General features: G+C 73.1%; 14 protein-coding genes. 5 read left to right on the forward strand and 9 right to left on the reverse strand.

The genetic code is table 11. From position 1 onward, the window contains the following. Positions 1-1,258, reverse strand: a 1,258-nt coding sequence (locus ACWEQL_RS09350) for a cellulase family glycosylhydrolase (RefSeq protein WP_452149590.1), incomplete at its 3' end; no start/stop codon positions are given. Between the two features lie 403 nt (positions 1,259-1,661). Here ACWEQL_RS09350 and ACWEQL_RS09355 point away from each other — a divergent pair. Then, entirely contained in the window at positions 1,662-2,510 is an 849-nt protein-coding gene (locus ACWEQL_RS09355) for a class I SAM-dependent methyltransferase (RefSeq protein WP_452149591.1), read from the forward strand. Positions 2,511-2,576: 66 nt separating this feature from the next. Here the strand turns inward: ACWEQL_RS09355 and ACWEQL_RS09360 are convergent, their stop codons facing one another. Further along, the gene (locus ACWEQL_RS09360) at positions 2,577-4,025 is read right to left on the reverse strand and encodes a DUF6777 domain-containing protein (protein WP_452149592.1); all 1,449 of its coding nucleotides are present in this window, start codon (positions 4,023-4,025) and stop codon (positions 2,577-2,579) included. A gap of 385 nt (positions 4,026-4,410) precedes the next feature. On the opposite strand from ACWEQL_RS09360, the gene ACWEQL_RS09365 reads away from it, so the two are divergent. Further along, the gene (locus tag ACWEQL_RS09365) at positions 4,411-5,811 is read left to right on the forward strand and encodes a streptophobe family protein (RefSeq protein WP_452149593.1); all 1,401 of its coding nucleotides are present in this window, start codon (positions 4,411-4,413) and stop codon (positions 5,809-5,811) included. 41 nt (positions 5,812-5,852) lie between these two features. Here ACWEQL_RS09365 and ACWEQL_RS09370 read toward each other — a convergent pair whose 3' ends face one another. The 7 genes from ACWEQL_RS09370 to ACWEQL_RS09400 form a co-directional block, all read right to left on the reverse strand. After that, positions 5,853-6,851, reverse strand: coding sequence for a serine/threonine-protein kinase (locus tag ACWEQL_RS09370; RefSeq protein WP_452149627.1), 999 nt, complete (start codon positions 6,849-6,851; stop codon positions 5,853-5,855). A gap of 311 nt (positions 6,852-7,162) precedes the next feature. Next, positions 7,163-7,732 (reverse strand): hypothetical protein, encoded by a 570-nt coding sequence (locus tag ACWEQL_RS09375; protein WP_452149594.1) that lies wholly within the window; start codon positions 7,730-7,732, stop codon positions 7,163-7,165. A gap of 21 nt (positions 7,733-7,753) precedes the next feature. Next, entirely contained in the window at positions 7,754-10,096 is a 2,343-nt protein-coding gene (locus ACWEQL_RS09380; RefSeq protein WP_452149595.1) for an FHA domain-containing protein, read from the reverse strand. Between the two features lie 105 nt (positions 10,097-10,201). Further along, positions 10,202-12,532 (reverse strand): UvrD-helicase domain-containing protein, encoded by a 2,331-nt coding sequence (locus ACWEQL_RS09385; protein ID WP_452149596.1) that lies wholly within the window; start codon positions 12,530-12,532, stop codon positions 10,202-10,204. After that, on the reverse strand, positions 12,529-19,269 hold the full coding sequence (locus ACWEQL_RS09390) for a DEAD/DEAH box helicase (RefSeq protein WP_452149597.1): 6,741 nt from the start codon (positions 19,267-19,269) through the stop codon (positions 12,529-12,531). The genes ACWEQL_RS09385 and ACWEQL_RS09390 overlap by 4 nt, the downstream gene beginning before the upstream one ends. Positions 19,270-19,575: 306 nt before the next feature. Beyond that, the gene (locus ACWEQL_RS09395; RefSeq protein WP_452149598.1) at positions 19,576-19,857 is read right to left on the reverse strand and encodes a hypothetical protein; all 282 of its coding nucleotides are present in this window, start codon (positions 19,855-19,857) and stop codon (positions 19,576-19,578) included. Beyond that, positions 19,854-20,330, reverse strand: a complete 477-nt coding sequence (locus tag ACWEQL_RS09400) for an ATP-binding protein (RefSeq protein ID WP_452149599.1) — start codon at positions 20,328-20,330, stop codon at positions 19,854-19,856. Before ACWEQL_RS09400 ends, ACWEQL_RS09395 begins: the two co-directional genes overlap by 4 nt. A gap of 285 nt (positions 20,331-20,615) precedes the next feature. Between ACWEQL_RS09400 and ACWEQL_RS09405 the strand changes: the two genes are divergently transcribed. From ACWEQL_RS09405 to ACWEQL_RS09415, 3 genes are all read left to right on the forward strand, one after another. Beyond that, positions 20,616-21,452 carry a helix-turn-helix domain-containing protein gene (locus ACWEQL_RS09405; RefSeq protein WP_452149628.1) on the forward strand — a complete coding sequence of 279 codons (837 nt, stop codon included), beginning with the start codon at positions 20,616-20,618 and terminating at the stop codon, positions 21,450-21,452. Then, on the forward strand, positions 21,449-21,655 hold the full coding sequence (locus ACWEQL_RS09410; protein ID WP_452149600.1) for a DUF397 domain-containing protein: 207 nt from the start codon (positions 21,449-21,451) through the stop codon (positions 21,653-21,655). The genes ACWEQL_RS09405 and ACWEQL_RS09410 overlap by 4 nt, the downstream gene beginning before the upstream one ends. A 119-nt stretch (positions 21,656-21,774) precedes the next feature. After that, positions 21,775-21,984 carry a DUF397 domain-containing protein gene (locus ACWEQL_RS09415; RefSeq protein WP_452149601.1) on the forward strand — a complete coding sequence of 70 codons (210 nt, stop codon included), beginning with the start codon at positions 21,775-21,777 and terminating at the stop codon, positions 21,982-21,984. Positions 21,985-21,997: the final 13 nt, after the last annotated feature.

The following is a 21,997-nucleotide window of genomic DNA, read 5'->3' on the forward strand; positions in this document are numbered from 1 at the left end:
CGCAGGAGCGGCTGTTCTCCCAGCCCCAGCCGTCGCCGTCGGGGTCGGTGGCGCTCCCGTTCGCGCAGTACGGGTAGCCGTTGGGCGCGGTGCCGCCGGTGGAGCCGGTGTCGGCGGCGCTGCCGCGGACGACGCAGGAGCGGCTGTTCTCCCAGCCCCAGCCGTCGCCGTCGGGGTCGGTGGCGCTCCCGTTCGCGCAGTACGGGTAGCCGTTGGGCGCGGTGCCGTCGTCGTCGCCGCCACCGTAGACACCGGCGGTCTTCGAGGTGGTGGAGATGCCGTTGGCGCCGTGGAGGAAACGGTTGCCCCAGGCGGTCAGGGAGTTCCGGTCGAAGCCGTTGACCATGTCGAGGTACTCGACGCCGCCCCCGTTGCCGCTCCACGACCAGCCGAGGTAGCCCACCCGCAGGGACTGCGCGTTGGACATGATCGCGTCCTCGTCCGGGTTGCCGTCGCTGTGCTGGGCGCCGAACTCCCCGACCACGATGGGCAGGTGGTTGTTGACGAAGTGGTTCAGGTAGCCGCTCACCTCGGCGGCGGTGTCGTAGACCCCGTACATGTGGATCGAGAAGATCGTGTTGCGGTCGGGATCGGAGGCGAAGACCGAGGCGGCGTTGTCGCGCATGGTGTTGGACCAGTCCTGGCCCCAGTTGGGGGCGTCCACCATCAGGGCGTGGTGGATGCCGGCGGCGCGGAGCTTGCCGATGGCGCCCTGGGTGGCGGCGGTCCAGCCGGTGTAACCGGTGTTGCCGAAGGGCTCGTTGCCGATGTTGACGACGACGTACTTCTCCTGGCCCTCCAGCGCGCTCCTGACGCTGATCCAGTACTGCGCGGCCCGGTCGAGGGTGGTCGCGGCGCCGTCCTCGCCGTAGCCGGTGGTGTCGTGCACCTCCAGCACGCAGATGAGCTTGCTGGCCTTGCACTGGCCGATGATGGCGGAGACCTGGTCGGTACCGGTACGGGTCCACCGGTCGCCGCTGGCGAGGACGACGCGGACGGTGTTGGCACCCTTGGCGGCGATGTCCGCCAGCGCCGTCGGGGTCCGGTCCGGGTACCAGGCGTGCGCGTGGTTGACCCCGCGCATCACGAACTCCTTGCCGTCGGCCTCGTACACACGCCCGTTGCTGACGTGGATGCCGGCGGTGGCGGCCGCGGCCGGGGCGGTGGCCGGGCCGAAGACGGACACCAGCAGACCGAGGACCACGGTGAGCACAGTTCCTGCGGCTCTGAGCACACGCTTGTTCAGCGGGTCTCGCATGACTCTCCTTGAACGGGGAAGTGGGGGACGGCCCGTCCGGACCCGTCGTCACGTCGTGGCAGGACGCCGCGTGGAGGGGCGCGCGCCGACGGAGGGGAGCGTGACGGGGGAGGGGGAGGGGCCGCATCGGTCGCACGCCCGGCGTGCCGCGCCCCCCACGGGGGTGGGGTGGGGAGCGGGGAGGGGGCGGCTTGCTGCGGCGCGCCCCGGCCGATCGTCCGGGGCGAAGCCCTGCGTGTCGATGCTGGCATGCCGTCAGACCCCCGTCAACGATTCTGCTTAACCGATTAATCTCCGCATGCCACCCGACCGGACGCACCGCTGCGCGCGCCGCCCGGACGCCCGGAGTGGCGCGGGTAGCTTGATCGAGGATCCGAGGCAGTCGACGACGGGACGGACGCGCATGAACGGCGGGGAACTCGATCTCACCGGACTCCGGCGGGTGTACGGCCGCCCGGGCAGCCGGCTCTTCTACTCGCTGGTGTGCCGCAGGGCCAGGCACTGGGGCTGGACGGAACCCGGCCAGTCCAGGTGGCGGTGCTGGCGGGCGCAGCGCCAGCTCCAGGACGTCCTGGGGCGCAAGCTGGCGCTGCCGGTCGGGTCGTCGGTCCTCGACGCGGGCTGCGGTTCCGGGGTGGTGGCGCGGGCGATGGCCGCGCGCTTCGGCCTCGTGGTGACCGGGGTGGACGTCCTCGACTTCCACCTGCGCCAGGCCCGCCGACTCAGCGCCAGGGCGGCGCTGGAGGAGCGGACGCGGTTCTCCTGGGGGGACTACCACGACCTGGACTTCCCCGACGGGTCCTTCGACGGGGCGTACTCCATGGAGACGCTGGTCCACTCGTACGATCCCGCGCGGGCGCTGGCCGAGTTCCACCGGGTGCTCCGTCCGGGCGGCCGGCTGGTGCTGCTCGGGCCGGTGGGCAGTCCGCCGGAGACCATGACGCCCCAGGGGCGGGCCGTGATCGAGCGCTTCCTCGACGACATGTCGTTCCCGGGCGCCAAGCAGTACCACACGGGGAACCTGGGGCAGCTGCTGAAGTCGGCGGGCTTCCAGGTCGAGGAGGAGCTCGACGCGACCGCGAACTACCTGCCGACCGCCCACGCGCTCCACGCGTACTTCCGCGTTCCGTACACCGCGCTGAAGGCCGTCGGACAGGCGGACCGCTGGTTGAACCTGCGGTCCGTGGTGGAGATGTACCATGTCAGGGAGTACGTCTCCTGGTTCGTCCACACCGCCGTCAAGCCGGCGTGACGTCCGTCGCCCCGCCGTCCGCGACCGGGTGGCGGCGGACGGACGGGGGCGGCGGACGGCGCCGGGTCAGGCCGAGCCGTCCGAGGCGGTCGGGCAGGGTGGCAGGGTGGCCTCGGTCGCGCACGTCGGGGCGGCCGAGCGGGCCGTCGTCGATGTCGTGGTCGTGGTCGTGGTCGCGGTCGTGCTCGTGGCGGCGGACGTGGTCGTGGTCGCGGACGTCGTCGCCGACGTCGTCGCGGTCGTGGTGGTCGGGCCCGTGGTCGTGGGCGTGCCGGGTTTGGCCGTCGTCGTGGACGCGCTGCCGGTAGGCGTGGTCGGCCCCGAGGACCCGGGCGACGACGGTTTGGCGGACGACGTCGAGGCGGAGGCGCTGCCGGACGACGGGCCGGTCGAGGTCGCGCCGGAGGTCGATCCCGACGGGGAGCCGGAGCCCGTGGTGGTACCGGTGGCGGACGTGGAGCCGGAGCCGGACGTGGTGCCGGACGCGGAGGCCGAGGGCCCGATGAACGCCATCGGTGCCGCCGGGGGGATGCCGGGGGCGAGCCCCTCCTTCGGCGCCGGGACGGTCTTGTCGGCCACCTCGACGGTCGCCGTGACGCGGGCGAAGTAGCCGCCGGTCTCGACGTTCACCAGCACCAGCGCCTTCGCCGGTTCCGGTGCGGGCGTCACGATGACCAGGGCGGTGGGCTGGAACGACGTCCAGGCCTTGCCGGTGTACTTGGCGTCGGCCACCAGCTTGGGCGGCTGGAGCGGATTGCCGCACCCGCAGCGGACCCGCGGCACCCCCTGGGCGTCGACCAGGACGGCGGTGCCGGCCTCCAGGGCGGCCTGGTAGCTGGTCAGCGCGCCGTTCTTGTACCCGTGGTTGGTGACCCTGGTGTCGACCCGGAGGTTGGCCGAGGTGAGCGACCGCAGGTAGCCGGGGACGGCGCCCTGCTCGATGCCCTGCGCCGAGGCCCAGGCCTTGCCCTTCTCGCCGGTGGAGGTCATGCCGACCAGCCGTTCGACGTCACAGCTCGGCTTCTGCTCGGCGCCCGCGTAGAGCCCGGCGGAGGTCCCCTGGACGGTGCGGATGGCCGTGGTCGTGGGGGCGACCGTCGTCCTGGGGGTGTTCGGCTGGGGATTGCCCGTCTGGGCGCCGCCGGTGGCGGTCGGCTGGGCCGGCTGGGCGGATGCCACCGCCACCGTCTCCACCGACGGGGTGAACGGGTCGGGCCCCGCGTCCTGGGAGCTCTGCAGGGCGATCTCGTTGGCGGCGGGGACCGCGTCGTCGTCGTGGCCGCTGTTGACGATCAGCACCGTGGCCACGGCCGCCAGCGCGGCGACCGCGCCGACCGTGGCGATCCAGCGGGGGGAACGCCACCAGGGCGTCCGTCCGCCGGGCCCGCCCGGCGGCGGAGGGCCACCGGTCGGCGGCGGGCCGGATCGGGGGCCCGACGGCGGGCCGGACAGCGGCCCTGAGGGCGGGCCGAACGGCGGCCCGGACGGCGGCCCGGACGGCGGTTGGGAACTCATCGGGTCTCCGTTCCACGGACGGTCGGCAAGCGGCCGGTCGGCAAGCGGATGTCGGCAGCGGGCGGTCGGCGGGCGCGACCGGCACCGGATGCGTCGGGCAGATCCATTTCCGCCCCCGGGGGCCGGGGGCCGCAACAGCAGGCCGGGACCGGTGGGCCGCCCGGTGCCGTCGGCCGCCCGGGCGGCCGATCGCGTCCCGGGGACGGCGGCGCGGGCCCGCAGGAGCGAAAGGGTGCGCCCGAATGGCCCTCCGTCGGGGCGCGCGGGCCTCCCGCGGACCGCGCGTCGGCCCGCCGTGGGTGAGGCTGGGACGCGAGGGGGCCGAGCGGAATCAGGAGCCGGTATGCGCCATGAGCGGCCACACGACGCGGGTCGGGGCGGCGGAGTGCCCACGCCGGGACACCCCGGCCGGTCCGCCCCCGGCACCCCGGGCCCGCCCGGGATGCTGCGCGGCTGGCTGGACGCGCTGACGGTGGTCGCCGCGGCGTGGGCGGCGATGGCCGCGGTGGCCGCGCTCGGCCTCTGGCTGGCCCACGCCGACCGGCTGCCGGACGGCGCGTTCCCGTCCGTGCTCGCGGCCACCCTGGCGCTGGCGGTCGGCGGTTCCGTCGAACTGGACGGCGGGGCGGGTTTCCTGGCCCAGGTGGACGCCGGGATCACCGTGATGCCGCTGTCGGTCGGCCTGGTCGGCGCCCTGGTGACGGTCGAGCTGTTCCTGCGGCAGCTGCGGTTCCGGGCGGTGGCCGACGGCGCGGAGCTGCTCGGCCGGGTCCTGCGGATCGCGGTGCTCTGGCTCGTGGTGCTGGCCCTGGTCACCGCGGGTGCCCGGCACACCTTCGTGGTGGAGCTGGGCACCGACCTGCTCGACATTCCCGGCGCCGTGTTCGGGCTGACCCCCGAGGTCGGCTTCCACGCCGACGCGGCGACCACCGTCGGCCTCGGCCTGTTCTGGCTGCTGGTCGTCCTCGCCATGGCCTTCGCCGTCTCCCGGCGGGCGCCGCTGCCGCCCCGGCTGCTGCCGTACCAACAGGTCGTCCGGCCGGCGGCGTTCGCGATGCTGGCGGTGCTGCTGGCGTACGTGGCGCTCGCGGTGGTCGCCGCCCTGGTGACGGCCGGGGTGCGGGGCAACGTCCGCGAGACCATGGCCGTGGTGCTGCTGGCCCTGCCCAACCTGGCCTGGCTCGGCTTCGGGCTGGGTCTCGGTGCCGAATGGCACGGCCACCTCAACGGCGCGATCGGCCTGCCGATGCCGCCGGCCCTGGCCGAGGTGCTGCGCACGCCGGACGGCGAGGACGTCACGGTCAGCCTGGGCACCCTGGCCGAGCACGACGTCCGGGCGTGGTGGCTGCTGCCGGTCGCGGCGGTGCTGATGGCGGCGGCGGGGTTCCTGGCGGCCCGCCGCTCGTCGTCGGGGGTGCCGCTGTGGCAGCACGCCCTGCGGCTGGGGGTGGCCGCGGCGGTCACCGTGCTGCTGGTGGGTGTCTGGTCGCGGGTCTCGGCGGACTACGGCCTGTCGGTGCTGGGCGTCGGTACGGACGAGGACGGACTCGGCGACCTGCTGGGCCTGCTGCCGGGAGGCGGTACGGCGACCGGGCTGGTCAACGGCTCGCTGTCGCTCCAGCCCGAGCTCTGGGTGGCGGTGCCGCTGGCGGCGGGCTGGGGCGCGGTGGCCGGGGTGCTCGGCGCCGTCGTCGCGGCCCGGACCGGGCGTCGCGGCGAGGTCCCGGCCGAGGCACCCGAGGCACCTGCGGCGGGCGGGGGCACGGGAGGGCCGGGGGACGGCTGAGCGGGCCGCGGGCGTCCCCGGCGGCCGGGCGGGCCCGGGTCTCACCAGGCGGGCAGGCTGCCGTGGCGCAGGGCGATCGGGTCGACCACCGGGACCGCCCAGTCCGGAGGCGCGGGCACGCCGCCCGCCCGGTCCTCGGAGGCCGTGCGCGGCACCACCGCGGTCGCCGGGCCGGACGACTGCCACGGCTCGGCCGCCGTACGCCCGGAGGCCAGGACGGCGCGCAGGTCGTTGACGAACTGGAGGCAGCTGTCGTACCGGTGCTCGGGGACCGTGGCGAGGGCCCGGGTCACCACCTCGTCGACCGCGGCGGGAAGATCGGGCCGGTGGGTGCGCAGCGTGGGCGGGGGCTCGTTGACGCGGGCCCAGATCAGCGCGAGGTCGCTCTCGCGCTGGAACGGCGGAGCCCCCGCCATCATCTCGAAGACCACGCAGCCGAGGCTGTAGACGTCGCACCGGCCGTCCACCGGGCGGCCGGAGATCTGCTCGGGGGCCGCGTAGTCGAGGGTGCCGACGATCTGGCCGACGGTGGTGAGGCCGCTGAGCGACAACGACTTCTTGGTGAGGCCGAAGTCGGTCAGGTAGAGGTGCTCCGGGTGCTCGCTGTCGGTGCCCTCGGCGACCAGGATGTTGCCCGGTTTGACGTCCCGGTGGACCAGCCCGTGGAGGTGGGCGGCGTCCAGTGCGGAGGCGACCTGCACGGCGAGGCGGGCGGTCCGGTCCGCGCTGAGCGGGCCCTCCCGGCGGATCAGGGCCCGCAGGTCGTGGCCGTCCACGTAGCGCATGGCGATGAAGAGGATGCCCTCGCTCTCGCCGGCCTCGAAGACCGGGATGATGTGCGGGTGGTCGATGGCCGCGGCGGCCTCGGACTCGTGGACGAACCGCTGGCGGAACACCTCGTTGCGGGCCAGCTCGGGTGCCAGCAGCTTGACCGCGACCGTGCGGCCGAGCCGCAGGTCCTTCGCCCGGTAGACCACGGCCATGCCGCCCCGGCCGATCTCGGCCTCGAGGCGGTAGCCGGCGATGCGGCGGCCCACCATGCCGGACGGCAGCCCGGAGGCGGGCTGCGGTTCGGTGGCCGGAGTGGTGGGGGGCGCCGGATCCGAGGCGGCGGGCGGATCCGAGGTGGCGGGCGGATCCGAGGTGGCCGTCGGGGGCGTGACGGTCGGCGGGGTCGCCGCGGACGGCTCCGGCGCCGGGACGACCTGGGTGGGGGGCGGCGGCTCCGGCGCTCCGGAGGGGGTGACGATCTGCGTGGGAGGCGGCGGCTCCGGCGCGCCGGGCGGTCCCGCGGCCCGGGGCGGGCCGGCGTCGGGCGGGCCGGTCGGGTTGGCCGAGGGGTCCGGGCGCATCACGGCTCACCGGCCTGGGTGGGCTCGTTCGAATGCGGGACCGCTCGGTTCGGCGTGTGCGGCCGGCCGTCCGTCCCGGGCCCGGACCGGGAGGCGGTCGGCCGCGCCGTGGCGGCGTACGTCTGGAGCTGGAGCCCGTCGCAGTAGCACCACCGGTCGTGCACCGGGTCGTACACCCACAGCGATTCGCCGTCGACGGCCAGGCCGATCCGCAGGCCCCGGGTGCGCTCCTGGAAGCTCTCCAGGTCGGTGCCGCCCGCGACCAGGTCCTCCAGCAGCGTCCGGTAGCGGCCGAGCGCCCGCTCGACCTCGGCGAGGGCCGGCCGGGGGTCGGCGGTGCGGCTGAGCGGCTGGGTGGGTGCCCGGGGCTCCTCGGGGAGCGCGACGAGCAGCCGGCCGTCCACCCAGGCCGACCAGCCGTTGGCGCACATGACGTGACCCCAGTCGCCCTGGCGGCCGATGAGCTGGACGGGCAGCAGCGGGTCCAGCCTGGCCGAGGGCTCGGACAGGTCGGGCACCGTCCACGTGGGGAGGCCGTCCTGCGGCGCCACGTGGGTCGGGCGGAACACCAACGCGACCATGGTTCCCCGTCACTTCCGCATGATCGCGGGCTCGTGGCGGCGCAGCAGACGGAGGATCACGAAGCCGAGGGCCGCCGAGATGCCCACGAGGATGGCCATGCCCCGCAGCCAGAGCGTGCGGTCGTGGCGGAAGAACGGATCGGCGGTGATCGAGTTCGGCAGGATGGCGTGCAGGTCGATCGTCCCGGCCATGGCGCCCAGGCCCCAGCGGGACGGCACCAGCCAGGCGAACTGCTCCAGCCCGGGCACGCCGTGCAGCTTGAGCATGGCGCCGCTGAAGACGATCTGGACCACCGAGAGGAGGACCAGCATCGGCATGGTCGCCTCCTCCTTGGAGACGAGGGCCGAGACCAGCAGGCCGACCATCATCGCGCTGAAGGAGAGGAGGGCGACCGCGATGGTCAGCTCGGCCAGCGGGTGCATGATCACCCCGTTGTCGACCGCCACGGTGAGGTCCACCCCGAGCAGGCCGACCGTGGTGAGCACCGCCGCCTGGACCACCGTGATGACGCCGAGGACCACCACCTTGGAGCACAGGTACGCCGATCTGGACAGACCGACGACCCGTTCTCGCTGGTAGATGGCGCGTTCCTTGACGATCTCGCGGACCGCGTTGGCCGATCCGGTGAGCAGGCCGCCGATGCAGAGGGTGAGCAGGCAGTTCAGGGCGTTCTCGGGGGTGAGCCGGGTGCCGGCCATCGCCCGGCACATGGCGCCGACGATGAACGGCAGGGCGATCATGACGGTCAGGAACAGCTTGTCGGCCGCGAGGACCGCCGAGTACCGGCGGATCAGGGTGCCGAGCTGGGATCCCCAGCTCTGCGGTTTGGCCGGCTTGACGTAGGCCTCGGCGGGCTGGTCCTGCCGGGGCCGCGGGGGCTCCAGGGCGGCGGCCGCGTACCGCTCGTGCAGGGGGGACTCGCGGTAGCGGCGCTGCCAGGCCGCGTGGTCCTCGTTCTCGAAGGCCTCGAAGGCCTGCGGCCACTCGTCGAACCCGAAGAACGCCAGCGCCTCGTCGGGCGGTCCGTAGAAGGCGGTACGGCCTCCGGGGGCGAGCACCAGCAGCCGGTCGCAGACGTCCAGGCTGAGCACGCTGTGCGTGACGACGACCACGGTGCGGCCGTCGTCGGCCAGGCCCCGCAGCATCTGCATCACGGAGCGCTCCATGCCCGGGTCGAGGCCGGACGTCGGCTCGTCGAGGAAGAGCAGGGACGGCTTGGTGAGGAGTTCGAGGGCCACGCTCACCCGCTTGCGCTGGCCGCCGGAGAGGCTGGAGATCACCAGGTCGGCCCGCTTGTCGAGGCCGAGCTCGTGGATCACCTCGGTGACCCGGGCGGCCCGCTCGGAGGCGGAGGTGTCCCCGGGGAACCGCAGTTCGGCGGCGTAGGTGAGGGCGCGGCGGACGGTCAGCTGGGTGTGCAGGATGTCGTCCTGCGGCACCAGCCCGATGCGCTGGCGCAGTTCGGCGTAGTCGCGGTAGAGGTCGCGGCCGTCGTACAGGACGGTGCCCTCGTCCGCGGGCCGCAGGCCGGTGAGGGCGTTGAGCAGGGTGGACTTCCCGGCGCCGCTGGGGCCGGCCACCGCGAGCAGGGTCCGCTCGGCGAGCGGGAAGCTGACGTCGTCCAGCAGGACGCGGCGGTCCTTGCCGACCCGGACGAACAGGCGGTGGACGTTGAGCGAGATCTCGCCGGTGTCGACGTACTCGACGAGCTGTCCGCCGACCAGGCAGAGCGCCGCGTGCCCGATGCCGACGATGTCGGTCGGGCCGACGGCGGCCCGGTCGACGGGAGCGCCGTTGACGTAGGTGCCGTTGTGGCTGCCCAGGTCGACGATCTCGTGGCCGCCGTCCGGCAGGGTCCGCAGCTCGGCGTGGTGGCGCGAGACCACCAGGTCGTCGAGGACCAGGTCGTTGTCGTCCGCGCGGCCGATCCGCACGGTGGCGGTGGCCAGCGGCAGGACCGCGGTCGGCTGCCGGAAGATCCCGGAGCTCTGCGGCGCCACCAGGGACGGCCGGTCGGCCAGGGTGGGCTCGGGCAGGAGGGTGAAGCTGGCACTGGGGCCGTTGGCCGAGTTGCCGAAGCGGATGAGGCTGCCCGGGCGGACGTCCTCCTTCTGGATCCGGTGCCCTTCGGAGAAGGTGCCGTTGGTGCTGCCGACGTCCTCCAGCAGCCAGTGGTCGGCGGCCGTCCGCAGGACGGCGTGGTGCCACGAGACCCGGGGATCGTCGAGGACGATCTCGCTGGTCGGGTCACGGCCGACGTGGTACGCCCGGCTCGGCTCGATCAGCTGCGAGTCGTGGTCGGTGATGAGAACCAGTGGCGGCGCGACGGGCGCGCCGGTGCGCTCTCCCATAACTGGCATCTTATCGCCGGGCGCCCGCCCCGGCCGGGCGGGCCGGTCGGCCCGGCCGGGGCGGGCGTCGACGTGATCAGGGAGCCGGAGGACCCGCCGGCCGGGTCAGCCCGGAAGGAACCGGCTGGGCTCGCCGTGCCAGGAGATGGCGAGGGAGTCGCGGGCCCGGGTGGTCGCGACGAAGAGAAGGGCCCGGGCCTTGCGGAGTTCGCGCTGGTAACGGGCGCTGTCGGTGTCGCGGAACTGCTCGATGACGGCGCGGGGGAGGATGCCGTCGCTGACGGCGGCGATGGCGAGCCGCTGGTACTCCAGGCCCTTGAAGCGGTGCATGGTCCCGACATGGACCTCGCCCTCGCCGCGGGCGCCGTCCTTGGTGAGTTCGGCGCAGGTGATGCCCGCGGTGGTGGTCAGGTGGTACATGACCTCGTTGACCTTGTTGCGGTCCGCGACGCAGACGGCGATCAGGCCTCGGGCGTCGCGTGTGGTGCGGCCGGTGTCGTCGGTGGTGAGCTCGGTGCGCCAGGCCCGGAGGGTCTCGGCCAGGGCGGAGAGCTCCTCGGACCAGGTCGGGTGTCCGGTCAGGACGGGCTCGGGCCCGCTGAGGACCGAGCGGAAGCCCGCGAGGTTGTCCTTGCCGTCGTCGAGGTCGTCGAACTCGACGTCCCGGCCGGTGACGACGGTGATGGCCCGGTTGAGGATCTCCTTGGTGGTGCGGTAGCTGAGGGTGAGCCGGCTGGCGCGGCCCCGGATGTGGATCCCGACCGCGCCGAGCGAGACCTGGTTGTCGTAGATCCGCTGGTGGGTGTCGCCGGCGATGAAGAGGTCGTCGGGGCCGTCGGCGACCATCGCGCGCAGCATCTTCCAGTGCGCGGGGCTGAGGTCCTGGGCCTCGTCGACGACGATGTGCCGGTAGCGGTGGCGCAGGTACTGCATGCCCGATCCGGCGTCGCGGTGGATGAGGTCCTGGGCGCCGATCTCGTCCTTGTAGTCGGCGCGGGCACGGATCTTGGCGGCACGCCCGATCTCGAAGCGGGCCGCGCGTTCGGCGGCCTGGCTCCAGGTCTCCAGGTTCAGCTTGTCGAGGCGGGCGGTGTACTGCTCCAGCAGCTTCCAGACGGCGCCGCGCTCCGCGCGGTTCAGCGGCCGGCCGCGGCCGGCGCGGCGGGCCTGGAGGTAGGCGGTGCGGGTGGGCACCGCCTGGCCGAGCACGACCTGCTCCCACTCCTCCAGCAGGAACTCGGGCTCCCAGGTGCGTTCGTCGAGTTCCATGAGGAGGTCCCGCAGCTCCCGCAGCGCGACCTGGTTGTCCACGCGGTTGCGGGTGCGGCCGGAGAGGCTGTTCTCGGCCAGCACCCGTGCGGTGAGCTGGTCGATGTGGGCGACCTCGACGCGGGCGAGCCGCTCGGGTTCCAGCAGGGAGGCGAGCCGGGCGCGCAGGTCGGTGGTGAGGTTCTTGGTGAAGGTGGTGAGCAGGATCGGCTTGTTCTCGCCGGGCGGCAGCTTGCGGGCGAGGTGGGCGACCCGGTGGAGGGCGACGACGGTCTTGCCGGTGCCCGGTCCTCCCGAGACCCTGGCCGCGCCGCTGTAGACCCGGTTGACCAGACGGGCCTGGGTGGGGTGGAGGAAGACCCGCCAGGCGCGGAAGTCGCCCTCCTCGATGGCGGCGCGCAGCACGTCGTCCGAGGTGACCACGGTGACGGTGGTGCGGGCCAGGGCCGCGTCGAAGTCCTCGGGGTTGGGCTGCCGGTCCAGCCGCACCGGGGCGGTGATCTCCCGGCGGACGTCGTCCAGCGGGATGCCGGCGGCGAGGCCGTAGAGCACGTCCTTGGTGAGCAGCGGGGCACCCTGGACGAGCTGGTCGAGCTCCTCGCTGGTGGTGACGAGCAGGGCCAGCTCGACCAGGGCCTCGGTGACGCCCAGTTCGCGGAGCAGTTCGGCGTCGTAGGCGGCCAGCAGTGGGGCGGCCTGCTCCGCCGAAGGAGCGGCCGGGGTTGTGGGGGCGGCCGCGGGCACGGCAGGGGGCGGGACCTCGTCCGGTTCCGGCTCGGGCTCGGCAGGTGTCAGTTCGATGCCGGCGCGGCGCAGCGCGCTCTCGCCGACCACCGACAGGTCGACGAACTCGATCTCGCCGGTGACCCGGTTGACCGCCACGGACAGCTGCTCGTAGACGTCACGGCGGTGCCGGACGGCGATGGCCAGCCAGCTCTCCTCGCCGTCGGCGCCCACGCCGGTGCGGGTGAGCAGGACCCGGTAGGAGGCGTTGAGGCGGGCGGAGAAGATCCGGCCGTCGCCCTTCAGCGGCTTGAGGCGGAGCTCGGTGTGCCAGGGGTTCTGCCGGAAGAGCCGGCTGAAGTCGTAGAACTTTCCCTTCACCTGGTGGTCGAGCTTGTAGAGCTCCTGTTCGGCCTTCTGGTACAGGCTGAGCCGGGCGGTCATCGGGAGGAGCCTTCCAGGTCGTGCGGCGCACCGGTCGACGGTGCGTCGGGGAGCAGGGCGATCAGGGTGTCCAGGTGGTCGAGCCAGTCGGCCGCGGTACGGGCCTTCCAGCCCTCCGCCCGGTACGCGGCGAGGGCGCGTTCGGTCTCGTCGTGTACGGCCTGGTCGGACCCGGCGGCCTCGTCGGTTCCCTCGCCGTCGTCGTCGCCGTCCGGTGCGGCCGGCGGCGGGACGGGCAGGACGGCGACCTTGACGGCCTCGTCGGCCCAGACGAAGTCCGCGGGCCAGCGACTGCTGCCGAGCTCGTACCCGAACTCCGTCGGGGCCTGCTTGCCGTGGTCGGCGATCCGGGTCGCCAGGTCGAGCAGGGCGGCCTCCTCTCCGGCGTCGATCTCGGGCAGGAAGTCGCTGTCCCAGGCGCGGTCCCGCAGCAGGCCGGCGATGTGCTCCTCGAACGGGGACTCGGACGGCTCCGCGGCAGCGCTGCACACGGTGAGCGCTTCGAGTGGGTAGCCGCCGGCGAGGCCGGTCGTGAGCTGGACCGCGTCGCCCGTGGTGCGGGGCAGGAACTGGAGCAGGTTGGACCAGTACAGCCAGCCGCGCCACCGCAGCCGGTGCTCCTCGGTGCCGAGCGCCGCGGTGTCGTCGTCGAGGCAGGCCAGCACCGTCCAGGCGGGGGCCTCCCGCCCGTCGTCGCGTACGGCGAGCACCAGGTTCACGCCGTTGCTGTCGGTGCTGCGCAGGACGTGCGCGGGCACGATCGGTGCGTCGTCGTCACTGCCGGGCTTCGACGGCGGCACACCGAGCGCCGTCCGCAGGGTGTCCAGGAGCGGGCCGCGCCGGTCGGCCGATCCGGCGAGGGCGGTGCGGGGGTGTGCGGTCAGGCCGCTGACGAGCGCGGTGGCCCGGCGCGCCCAGAGTTCGGGTGAGGGGTCGCGCAGGTAGCCGATCAGCGTGTCGACCGGGTTGGCGAACATCGTGCCCATCAAGTGGTGCCGGCTGCCGCCCAGTTCCTCGTAGACGCCCTTGGCCGCCTCCTGGGCGGCCCATTCGTAGGGCGGCCAGACGGGGACGCTGCGGGTGGTCCGCTTCTCGAACAGGTCGATGTCGTCCCAGGTCAGCTGGAAGGCGAGAGCGCCGTCGGCGCGCAGCCCGTTGCGGATGGCGGCGTCCTCGGCGAGGCGGTTGCGGTCGTCGCTCGCGTGGTTGCGGCGCCCGTCCATGTACACCTTCACCGTTCCCGGGGGCCCGCCGACCCGGGTGAAGGTGAAGTCGGTGCGGGTGCCGACGAGCCTCTGCTGGGCGGTGAGCCGCCAGTGGAGCCGCTCCTCGCCGCCGCTGAGCTTCAGTTGCCCGCTGGCGCGGCCGTCCTCCTCCAGGACGGCGTCCTCGCTCTGCTCGCTCCAGGTCCGCAGCGCGGCGAGGAAGCGGGCCTCCAGGTCGGACTCGATCTGCCCGTCCAGCCCGATCAGGGCGGTGGAGGTCACCTCGGTGGTCTCCCACGCGTCGGCGCCCTCCCGGTCGTAGAGCAGCGACTCCAGCAGGGCCAGGGCCTGGGCGCGGGAGACCTTGGACTGGTACCGCTCGGCGGTGTACCGGTACAGGCAGCGGTGGCAGGCGCGCCGGTGCTCCTCGTCCTTGCAGGGGCACTCCAGCAGCGCCTCGCGGGCCTTGAGGAGGGTGGCCCTGAACACGTCGGGGTCGGTCAGCCGGTGCAGGTAGCCGGTGCCGCCGGGCAGGCCGTCGAACAGGACCAGGTACCACCGCCGTTCGCCCGCCCTGGCGTCCGGCTTCGAGGTGAGGGTGTGTTCCAGGTGCTGGGGGTCGCCGCCGAACTGCTTGTCGACGCCGAGGCGCAGCGCCGCCCGGAAGGAGTGGATCTTCTCCTCGACCAGGACCGTCGCGGCGGGCAGCAGGACGCGCAGTGCCTCCGTGCGCAGCTCGTGCGCCAGCAGGACGGGGAGCTGATCGGCCTCCGCGGCCTTCCCGCGCCGCACCGGGCACCACGGCCGGTGGTGCTTGAGGCGGGGGTCGCGGGCGGCGGAGGCGCTGAGTTCGTCCGTGTCGTGGTCGAACACCGGCTTGCCGTCCGCGGTCGCCGCGCCGCAGCCCGTGCACACGTGGAACGGGTTGAGCCGGACGGTGTGCCCGGCGAACTCGTCGGTTGCCGGGCTGTCGTAGCGGGCCGGCCCGACGTTGACCGTGCGGATCACGGCGTTGCGGGAGAAGTCCACGCCGAAGGTCTCGGTCCCGTGGCGCCAGGAGCCGCGCTCCAGGGACTCCTCCGGGATGTCGACCGCGTGGACGATCTCGTAGGAGCGGTGGTCGCGTTCGTCCCGGTCGTCGCGGATCCTGGCGTCGTCGCGCTTGTCCCGGGCGGTGACCAGGCGCGGCTGGACGATCCTGAACAGGCAGGACCCGTCGTCCGCGATCGCGCCGGTGCGGCAGCGCGGGCAGGGGCCGCGGTCGTTCTCGGCGTCGGTGGTCCGGACGTAGCCGCACTGGGGGCAGACCCGCCAGGTCTGCCAGCCGGGCTGCGAGGCCGTGCCGATGTCGATGCCGGTGATCTCGTGGCGGTACCGGTTGACGTAGAAGGTGTTGCCCGGCGCCAGTTCGCTCAGGGCGAGGCGCTGGGGCCGCTCGTACGGGCGCAGCTCGGAGTCGTACCGGGGCCGCTCGCCCGCCGCCCGCTCCTCGGGCCAGTAGAGGGTGGCCTCCAGCACGGTGGTGGCGTCCACCAGCGCGTAGTTGGGCAGCAGTCCGAGTTCGACCAGGGCGCCCTGGCCCGGGGTCTCGTCCAGCAGCTTGCTGAGCTGCCGTCCGACGCCGCGCCGCTCGGCCTCCAGCTCGGCCTTCTGCCGGGCCTCCTCGGGGTCCGCGTCGTGCAGTTCGCCGACGGCGGCGTTGATGTGGCGGATCCGGGCGCGCAGGGTGTCCTCGCGCGCCGCCCACTCCCGTTCGGCCTGCTCGACCGTCCCCTGCAGACCGGCGGTGGCGTAGGCCCGGAGGTCGTCGGCGGCCTGCTCGCTCACCCCGGTGGGGAAGAGCTCCAGGAACGCGGAGACGGCCGCCCCGCCGTGGGCGAGGGCCGCCTCGACGAGGTCGGTCAGGTAGCCCTCCGGCCCGAAGACGTCCTTGGCCTTCCGGGGCAGGGCCGGGAGCACGCGCCCTCCGGCGCCGGTCAGCCGGCCGCGGGCGGCGAGGTCCAGCAGGTGGGCCAGGTACTGGCGGCGCAGGATCTCGACCGCCGAGAGGTGGCAGCCCGGCGGGGTGATCGGCCCGGCGATCAGGTCCTTGGGCCGGTCCAGGTAGTACAGGTCCCGCTTGCGGCGCTCGGGGATGGTGAGCAGGAAGGCGTTGCCGGTGCGGCGTCCGGCCCGGCCGACCCGCTGGGCGTAGCTCGCGGCGTTGCGGGGCAGGGAGGCGAGCACCATGGCGGACAGGTCGCCGATGTCGATGCCCAGTTCGAGGGTGGGCGTGCAGGACAGCACGTTCGGGTCGTTGAAGGCCCGGCCCTCGCCGGGGCCCCGGCGGAAGGCCGCCTCGACCGACTCGCGCCGGTCGCGGTCCAGCAGGCTGGTGTGCTCGGCCGTGACCACCTGGTACGGGCCCGCGCGGTGGTACAGCCGGCGGTAGTAGTCGTCCCGGAACTGCCGGTCCCGGGCGTGGACGTCCGACTCGCGCGCGTGGGTGCCGGCGATCAGCCGCCCGGAGGTGCAGCGGTAGGACGGGCAGGGCGCGTCGTGCCACTGCTCCAGCAGGGAGGGGTGGACGGTCTGTTCCCAGAAGCAGACCCGGCAGCGCACGTACGCCGTCTCCACGTCCTCGTCGGAGAGCAGCAGCGCGTCGATCGCCCCGGGCTGGAGGCCGTGGATGCGGGTGGCGCCGTCCTTCGCGGTGCGTGCGGAGAGCAGTCCGGCGTCGTGCAGGGCGGGCAGCAGCCGGCTCCAGAACTCCGGCGACTGCTCGCGCGGCAGACCGAGGGTGCGTCCGGCCCAGCGCTCGTGCCAGGCCAGCCGGCCGGTCACCGCGTCGAACTCGCTGCCCTCCTTCGGGCTGGACAGCAGGAAGACCGGGGCCGCCACGCCCTTGGGGAACGCGGGCATCCCGGACGGGCGCTGCCCCCAGACGAAGTAGCGGCTGGTGCCGGTCTCGGAGAGGTACTTCTCCAGCCAGCGGTGCTTGATCGCGCCGCGCCAGCGCAGCCGCTCCAGGAAGATCCGCAGGAACGCCAGGTACCTGGCGTCCTCGACCGGCTCCAGCATCTCGCCGCGCACGCTCTCCAGGTGTGCCCGGCGGACGAGCGCGACGGCGGCCGCGGGGTCGGCGAGGCGGACGTGCGCGGCGGCGGTGCGGGTCAGCTCCAGGGTGCGGCCCTGCCGGGCGCGCAGGCCGAACTCCAGCAGCGTCTGGAACGCCAGCCGTTCGCCGATCAGCTCCCAGGTGGCCCGGTCGCCGCCGCGGGACTTCCCGGACAGCAGGCGGGCGACCCCTCGCAGGTCGTGCAGGTCCGGCGGGACGACGGCGGCCAGCGTCCGGGTCGAGGTGCTGTCCGCGATCACCTCGGCGATCAGGTCGTTGAGCGCGGTGGGGCGCTCCTCCGACAGGTGCGCGACCAGCAGGGCGCGCAGCGAGAAGGTGTACGAGCGGTTGGCGACGAACCCGGCCCGGTGCGCGGCGTCCTGCACCGAGTCGTTGAACATCAGCGTCTTGCACTCGCCGGTCTCCTCGTCCAGCTCGCCGCCGGTGAACAGCCGGGTGATGGACGCGGCGGCGAGGGCCGCCTGGCCGGTGCCCAGGTAGCGGATGGCGTTGCGCTCACCGCAGGCCGGGCACCAGTCCTCCTTGGCCGCGGTGTTGGCCGTGGCGCCCTGGTTGACCAGGACGAAGGCGGAGTCGGGCACGCCGATCCGCGGCTCGCCGGTGGCGGGGTCGAAGTCCTTCACCGGGTCCGGCAGGCGCAGCCGGCGCCGGGTGCCGTCCAGCACCATCAGGTCGCCGCCCGCCCCGTGCAGCTGCCCGCCCCGGGAGTCCCGGGCGGAGGCCGGCACCGGCGCGGTGGCCGAGGCTCGCCGGGCCTCCTCGTCGGTCGCGGCGATGAGGTTGCGCACCCGGATCCGGTCCTGGCTGGTGGAGGCCCGCCGGATCTTCGCCGGGTTGACCTCCACCTCCAGGTCGTCGCTCTCCGGGGTGAAGACCGCCCAGCCCGAGCGGCCGCAGTCACGGCAGTAGACGGCCGGCAGGAAGAGGTTGGCCGCCTCCCCGCTGGTGGCGGTGGTCACCGGGGCGCTGCGGACGTTCTCCGGCCCGCCCTCCTGCGGGGCGTCGCCCGCGTCCCACTGGAACTGCGCCTTCGGCCAGGGCAGCACCCCGCGCAGCACCCGGGACACCGAACGCGCCCACTGGTGCACCTCGATCTGGACCAGCGGCCGGGGCCTGGTGTCCCTTGACTCCGGGGCGCGGGCGGCCGACAGCACGGCGACGAACCGGGCCAGCGCCTCGGCGGCCAGCTCCGGCTGCCGGGTGATCGCCTGGCCCCAGGAGTACGCGCCCGCCCGCCACAGCACCGCGAGGATCTCGTCGACGGACTTCAGCTCGCCGCCGAGCGCCAGCATCACCGCCTGGGTGAGGATGTGCTCCTTGAGCTTCGCCCCGAGCGCGTACGGGTCGAGCCCGCGCTCGCCGGTGAACGCCTCCACCAGGGCCTCGAACGCCTCCTCGCTCAGCGCCGGGTCGGCCATCGCGGCCAGCTTCTCCGGGGTCGGCACCGGCAGCAGGTCGATCTTCTCGGAGGGGATGAACTCCTCCGGCGTGAGCCGCTGTTCGCCGACCACCGCGTCCGCCGTGAACGGCGTGCCGAACACCTCGCCGGCGACGCGCAGCATCTCCTCCGCGCTGTTCGGCCCGGCGTCGGAGGAAAGGGTGGCCGAGGTCGCGACCGGGCAGATCGGGCCGAGCGGGCGGGCCCGCTCGGAGACGCCGAGCGCGGAGGCGAGGCGGCGCAGCAGCATCGCCACGTCGGTGCCCTGCGCGCCGTCGAAGGTGTGGAACTCGTCGACCACGACGTACCGCAGGTCGGCGTCGTTCCAGAGCGGGGCGTCGTCGCTGCGCTGGAGCAGCAGGTCGAGCATCTTGTAGTTGGTGATCAGGATGTCGGGCGGAGAGGTCTGCATGTTCGCCCGGTTGGTCTCCACCCGCTCGTAGCGGGTCTTGGAGACGTCCCCGATGTAGAGGCCGGCGGTCACACCGCCGAGGGCCTCGTCGTTCCCGAGGAGGTAGTCGTTGATGCGCAGCGCCTGGTCGGTGGCCAGCGCGTTCATCGGGTACAGCAGGACGGCCTTCACACCGCGACGGCCGGCGGCCTTCTCCCGGCGGCAGTGGTCGAGGACGGGGATCAGGAACGACTCGGTCTTCCCGGACCCGGTGCCGGTGGTCACCATGGTCGGCTGCGGCGCGTGCCCGTGCGCGGAGGACAGCCGGGCGAAGGCCTGGGCCTGGTGCGCGTACGGCGTCCAGCCGTCGCCGGGTGCCCAGTCGAGGTGGTCGCGCCAGCCCGGACCGGCCTGGATGAAGGGGGTGCGGATCCGCAGGAACGGGCCGCGGAACATGCCGGAGGTCTCGTCGCCGAGGAAGCTGTGCAGCGCGAGCCTGGCCCCCTCGTCCGTGAGCGCGTACGTGGTCGAGAGGTACTGCAGCAGGCTCTCCTTGAGCGCCCGCGCCTCCAGCGTCGGCCTCACGGTGTGACGGTCCCCCTCGTGGTTCTTCCCCGGGCTCCCCGTCAGGTGCTCGGGTGGTGATCGCGGAGTGAAGTGTACGGTCGGCCACGGACAGTCGCCGTGGCCGACCCCGGCGGGCCCGCCGTCGGCCGCGCTGGGGGCGCCGAAGGATCACCTGTCGGGCCCCCGAGCCTACTGCGTGGCGTGGCCTGTTACGGGCCGCTTGCCGGGGTCGTAGCGGGGTCGTAGCGGAACCGGAATCGATGGTTCGTGCCGGTGCGGGGTGGCCTGGCCGCCGGACGGGCGGCTGCTCTTCCCCGTCGGCTGCTACCGGGGGTGGGCGCTGACGCTGACGCAGTGCAGACGGTCGCCGAGGTGGACGGTGAGGTGGAGACCGCCGTCGCGGTCGAGGAGGCTGCGGACGTGCTCGGCGGCGTTCGGCCGGGTGAGGAAGTAGCGGAAGGCGGCCGCCTGGTCCGGGGTGAGCGGGAGGGTGCGGAGGGTGCGCCAGAGCGTGGCGAGGGCCTCGGGCAGGTGCTGGTGGTGGGTCGGCGGGGAGACGCCGTCGATGTGGACGACGATGGGCCCGGCGTCGACGGTCGCGTTCACGCGGAGTCGGCCCGGTCGGTGGGCGCGACCGTGCACCACACGGCTTTTCCGATGCCGCCGGGACGGGGGAAGTGGCCCCAGCTGTTCGCAAGGTACTGGACGAGGTAGAGCCCGCGGCCCGACTCGGCGTCGTGGTCGGGCGGTTCGGCGGTGGTCGCGGTCGCGGTCATGGATGCGGGGAGGATGCCGCCGGCGTCGTGGACCTCGATCCGCAACTCGTCGGCGGAGAGGGTGAAACGGACGAGGATGAGCCGGTCGGACGGCACCCGGGGGTGCTCGATCGCGTTGCTGACCAGCTCGCTCAGCAGCAACTCGCCGACCTCGGCGAAGCGTTCACTGTGGGTGGGCTGGGCGGCGAGGAAGTCGCGAAGCAGCCGCCGGGCCGCCCCGGCGGACCGGCGGCGCTTGGGGAGCCACGTCGACTGGTCGGCCGTGGTGGTGGACGGGGGCATGCCGGTGCAGGCTTCGGGCATGGCTGATCACCCTTCGGTGGTGCGTGTGGTGGAGACGGTCGGCGGGCTGGTGTGGGCGCCCGGGGACCGTGAATCGGGCATGGGGATGCCCGGGCAGCGGAGCCGATTGATCACCTTGTGTCGAGCTTCCGACTACTGCGAGTAGCATGCTCCGAGGCGAGACTCTCTGCAAGTGCTTCGGCCATGCAATTGCACGAATTGATGAACGTTCGACTTTGCTGAGGGGGTGGCAGACTGTGTATCTACGCGAGCAAGCAGGGAAGGTGACGGGTGGACAGTCCGACTGTGCTGCGGCGTAGGTTGGGCGGTGAGCTGGGCAAGTTGCGCACAGCTCGCGGTATGGCCGCCAAGGATGTGGCCGCCGCACTCGGCTGGTCGGCGTCTAAGCTCAGCCGCATCGAGAGCGGGAGTGTTCCGCTCCAGGATCGTGACGCCTCCAAGCTGCTCGCCCACTACGGGGTTGACGACCCCGCGCAGGTCAAACAGTTCATCAACCTGACGCGCCAAAGCCGCCAGCAGGGCTGGTGGCACGCGTACGGCGACGCGCTGCCGGAATGGTTCCGCGCGTACATCGGCCTCGAAGCCGACGCGACGAAGATCGAGACCTTCCAGTGCGAGCTGGTACCTGGTCTGCTTCAGACCGAGGACTACGCCCGTGCGGTCATCCGTGCGACCAACCCTGAGGAGCCCGCAGAGGACATCGACCGGCGGGTCGCGCTGCGGATGGAGCGACAGCAGATCCTCGATCGGTCGCAGCCGCCGCGATTCTGGGCGATCATCGGCGAGGCCGTCATGAAACGGGTGGTCGGATCGCCCTCGGTCATGCGCAGCCAACTCGATCACATCGCACGCATGGCCGACGAACGGCCGAACATCACGATCCAGGTGCTGCCGTTCTCGGCCGGCGCTCACGGCGCGATGGGCTCCTCCTTCTCCATCCTGTCCTTCAGTGACATTCCCGGACGCGTGGCCTACTCGGAGGTCACCACCAGCAGCATCTACACAGATCGCCCGCTGGAAATCGCGCGCCATGAGGACACCTTCCGCCGACTCACGGCGTCATCAGTCCAACCCGAGCGCTCCGTTTCGTGGTTGAGGGAAGCGGCAGAGGAGTACAGATGAAGCACGAGATCGTCGCTGTCCGGTGGCGCAAGAGCAGCTACAGCAACGGCCAGGGCGAATGCGTAGAGGTGGCAGACGGCGTCCCCGGCGTGCTGCCGGTGCGTGACTCGAAGGACCCCGAGGGGCCGACGCTGCTGTTCACTGCCGATGCGTGGGCGGCGTTCGTCGTGGGGATCAAGTCGGGTGAGTTCCCGGCCGCTTGAGTGGTGGGGAGTTTCTTCGCGAGTGCAGGTTGTGAGTGCAATGGCTGGCACCTGGCCATTCGAGAAGTCAGTTGGCTTCATCGGTTCGTAGAAGCGGGAGAGGGCATATGGAGAGCCTTGTGTCACGCATCACCGATCCGGAGCTGTTGTGGCGCGCGAGCAGTTACAGCGGGCCCGACAACGAATGCGTTGAAGTGGCCGACGGCGTTCCCGGAGTCATGCCGGTGCGCGACTCGAAGGACCCCGAGGGGCCCACGCTGCTGTTCGCCGCCGCTGCGTGGGCGGCGTTCGTGGCGGGCGTCAAGGTGGGGGAGTTCCCGACTGGTTGAGCTGTGAGGCACT

Source organism: Kitasatospora sp. NPDC004240 (genome assembly GCF_053603215.1).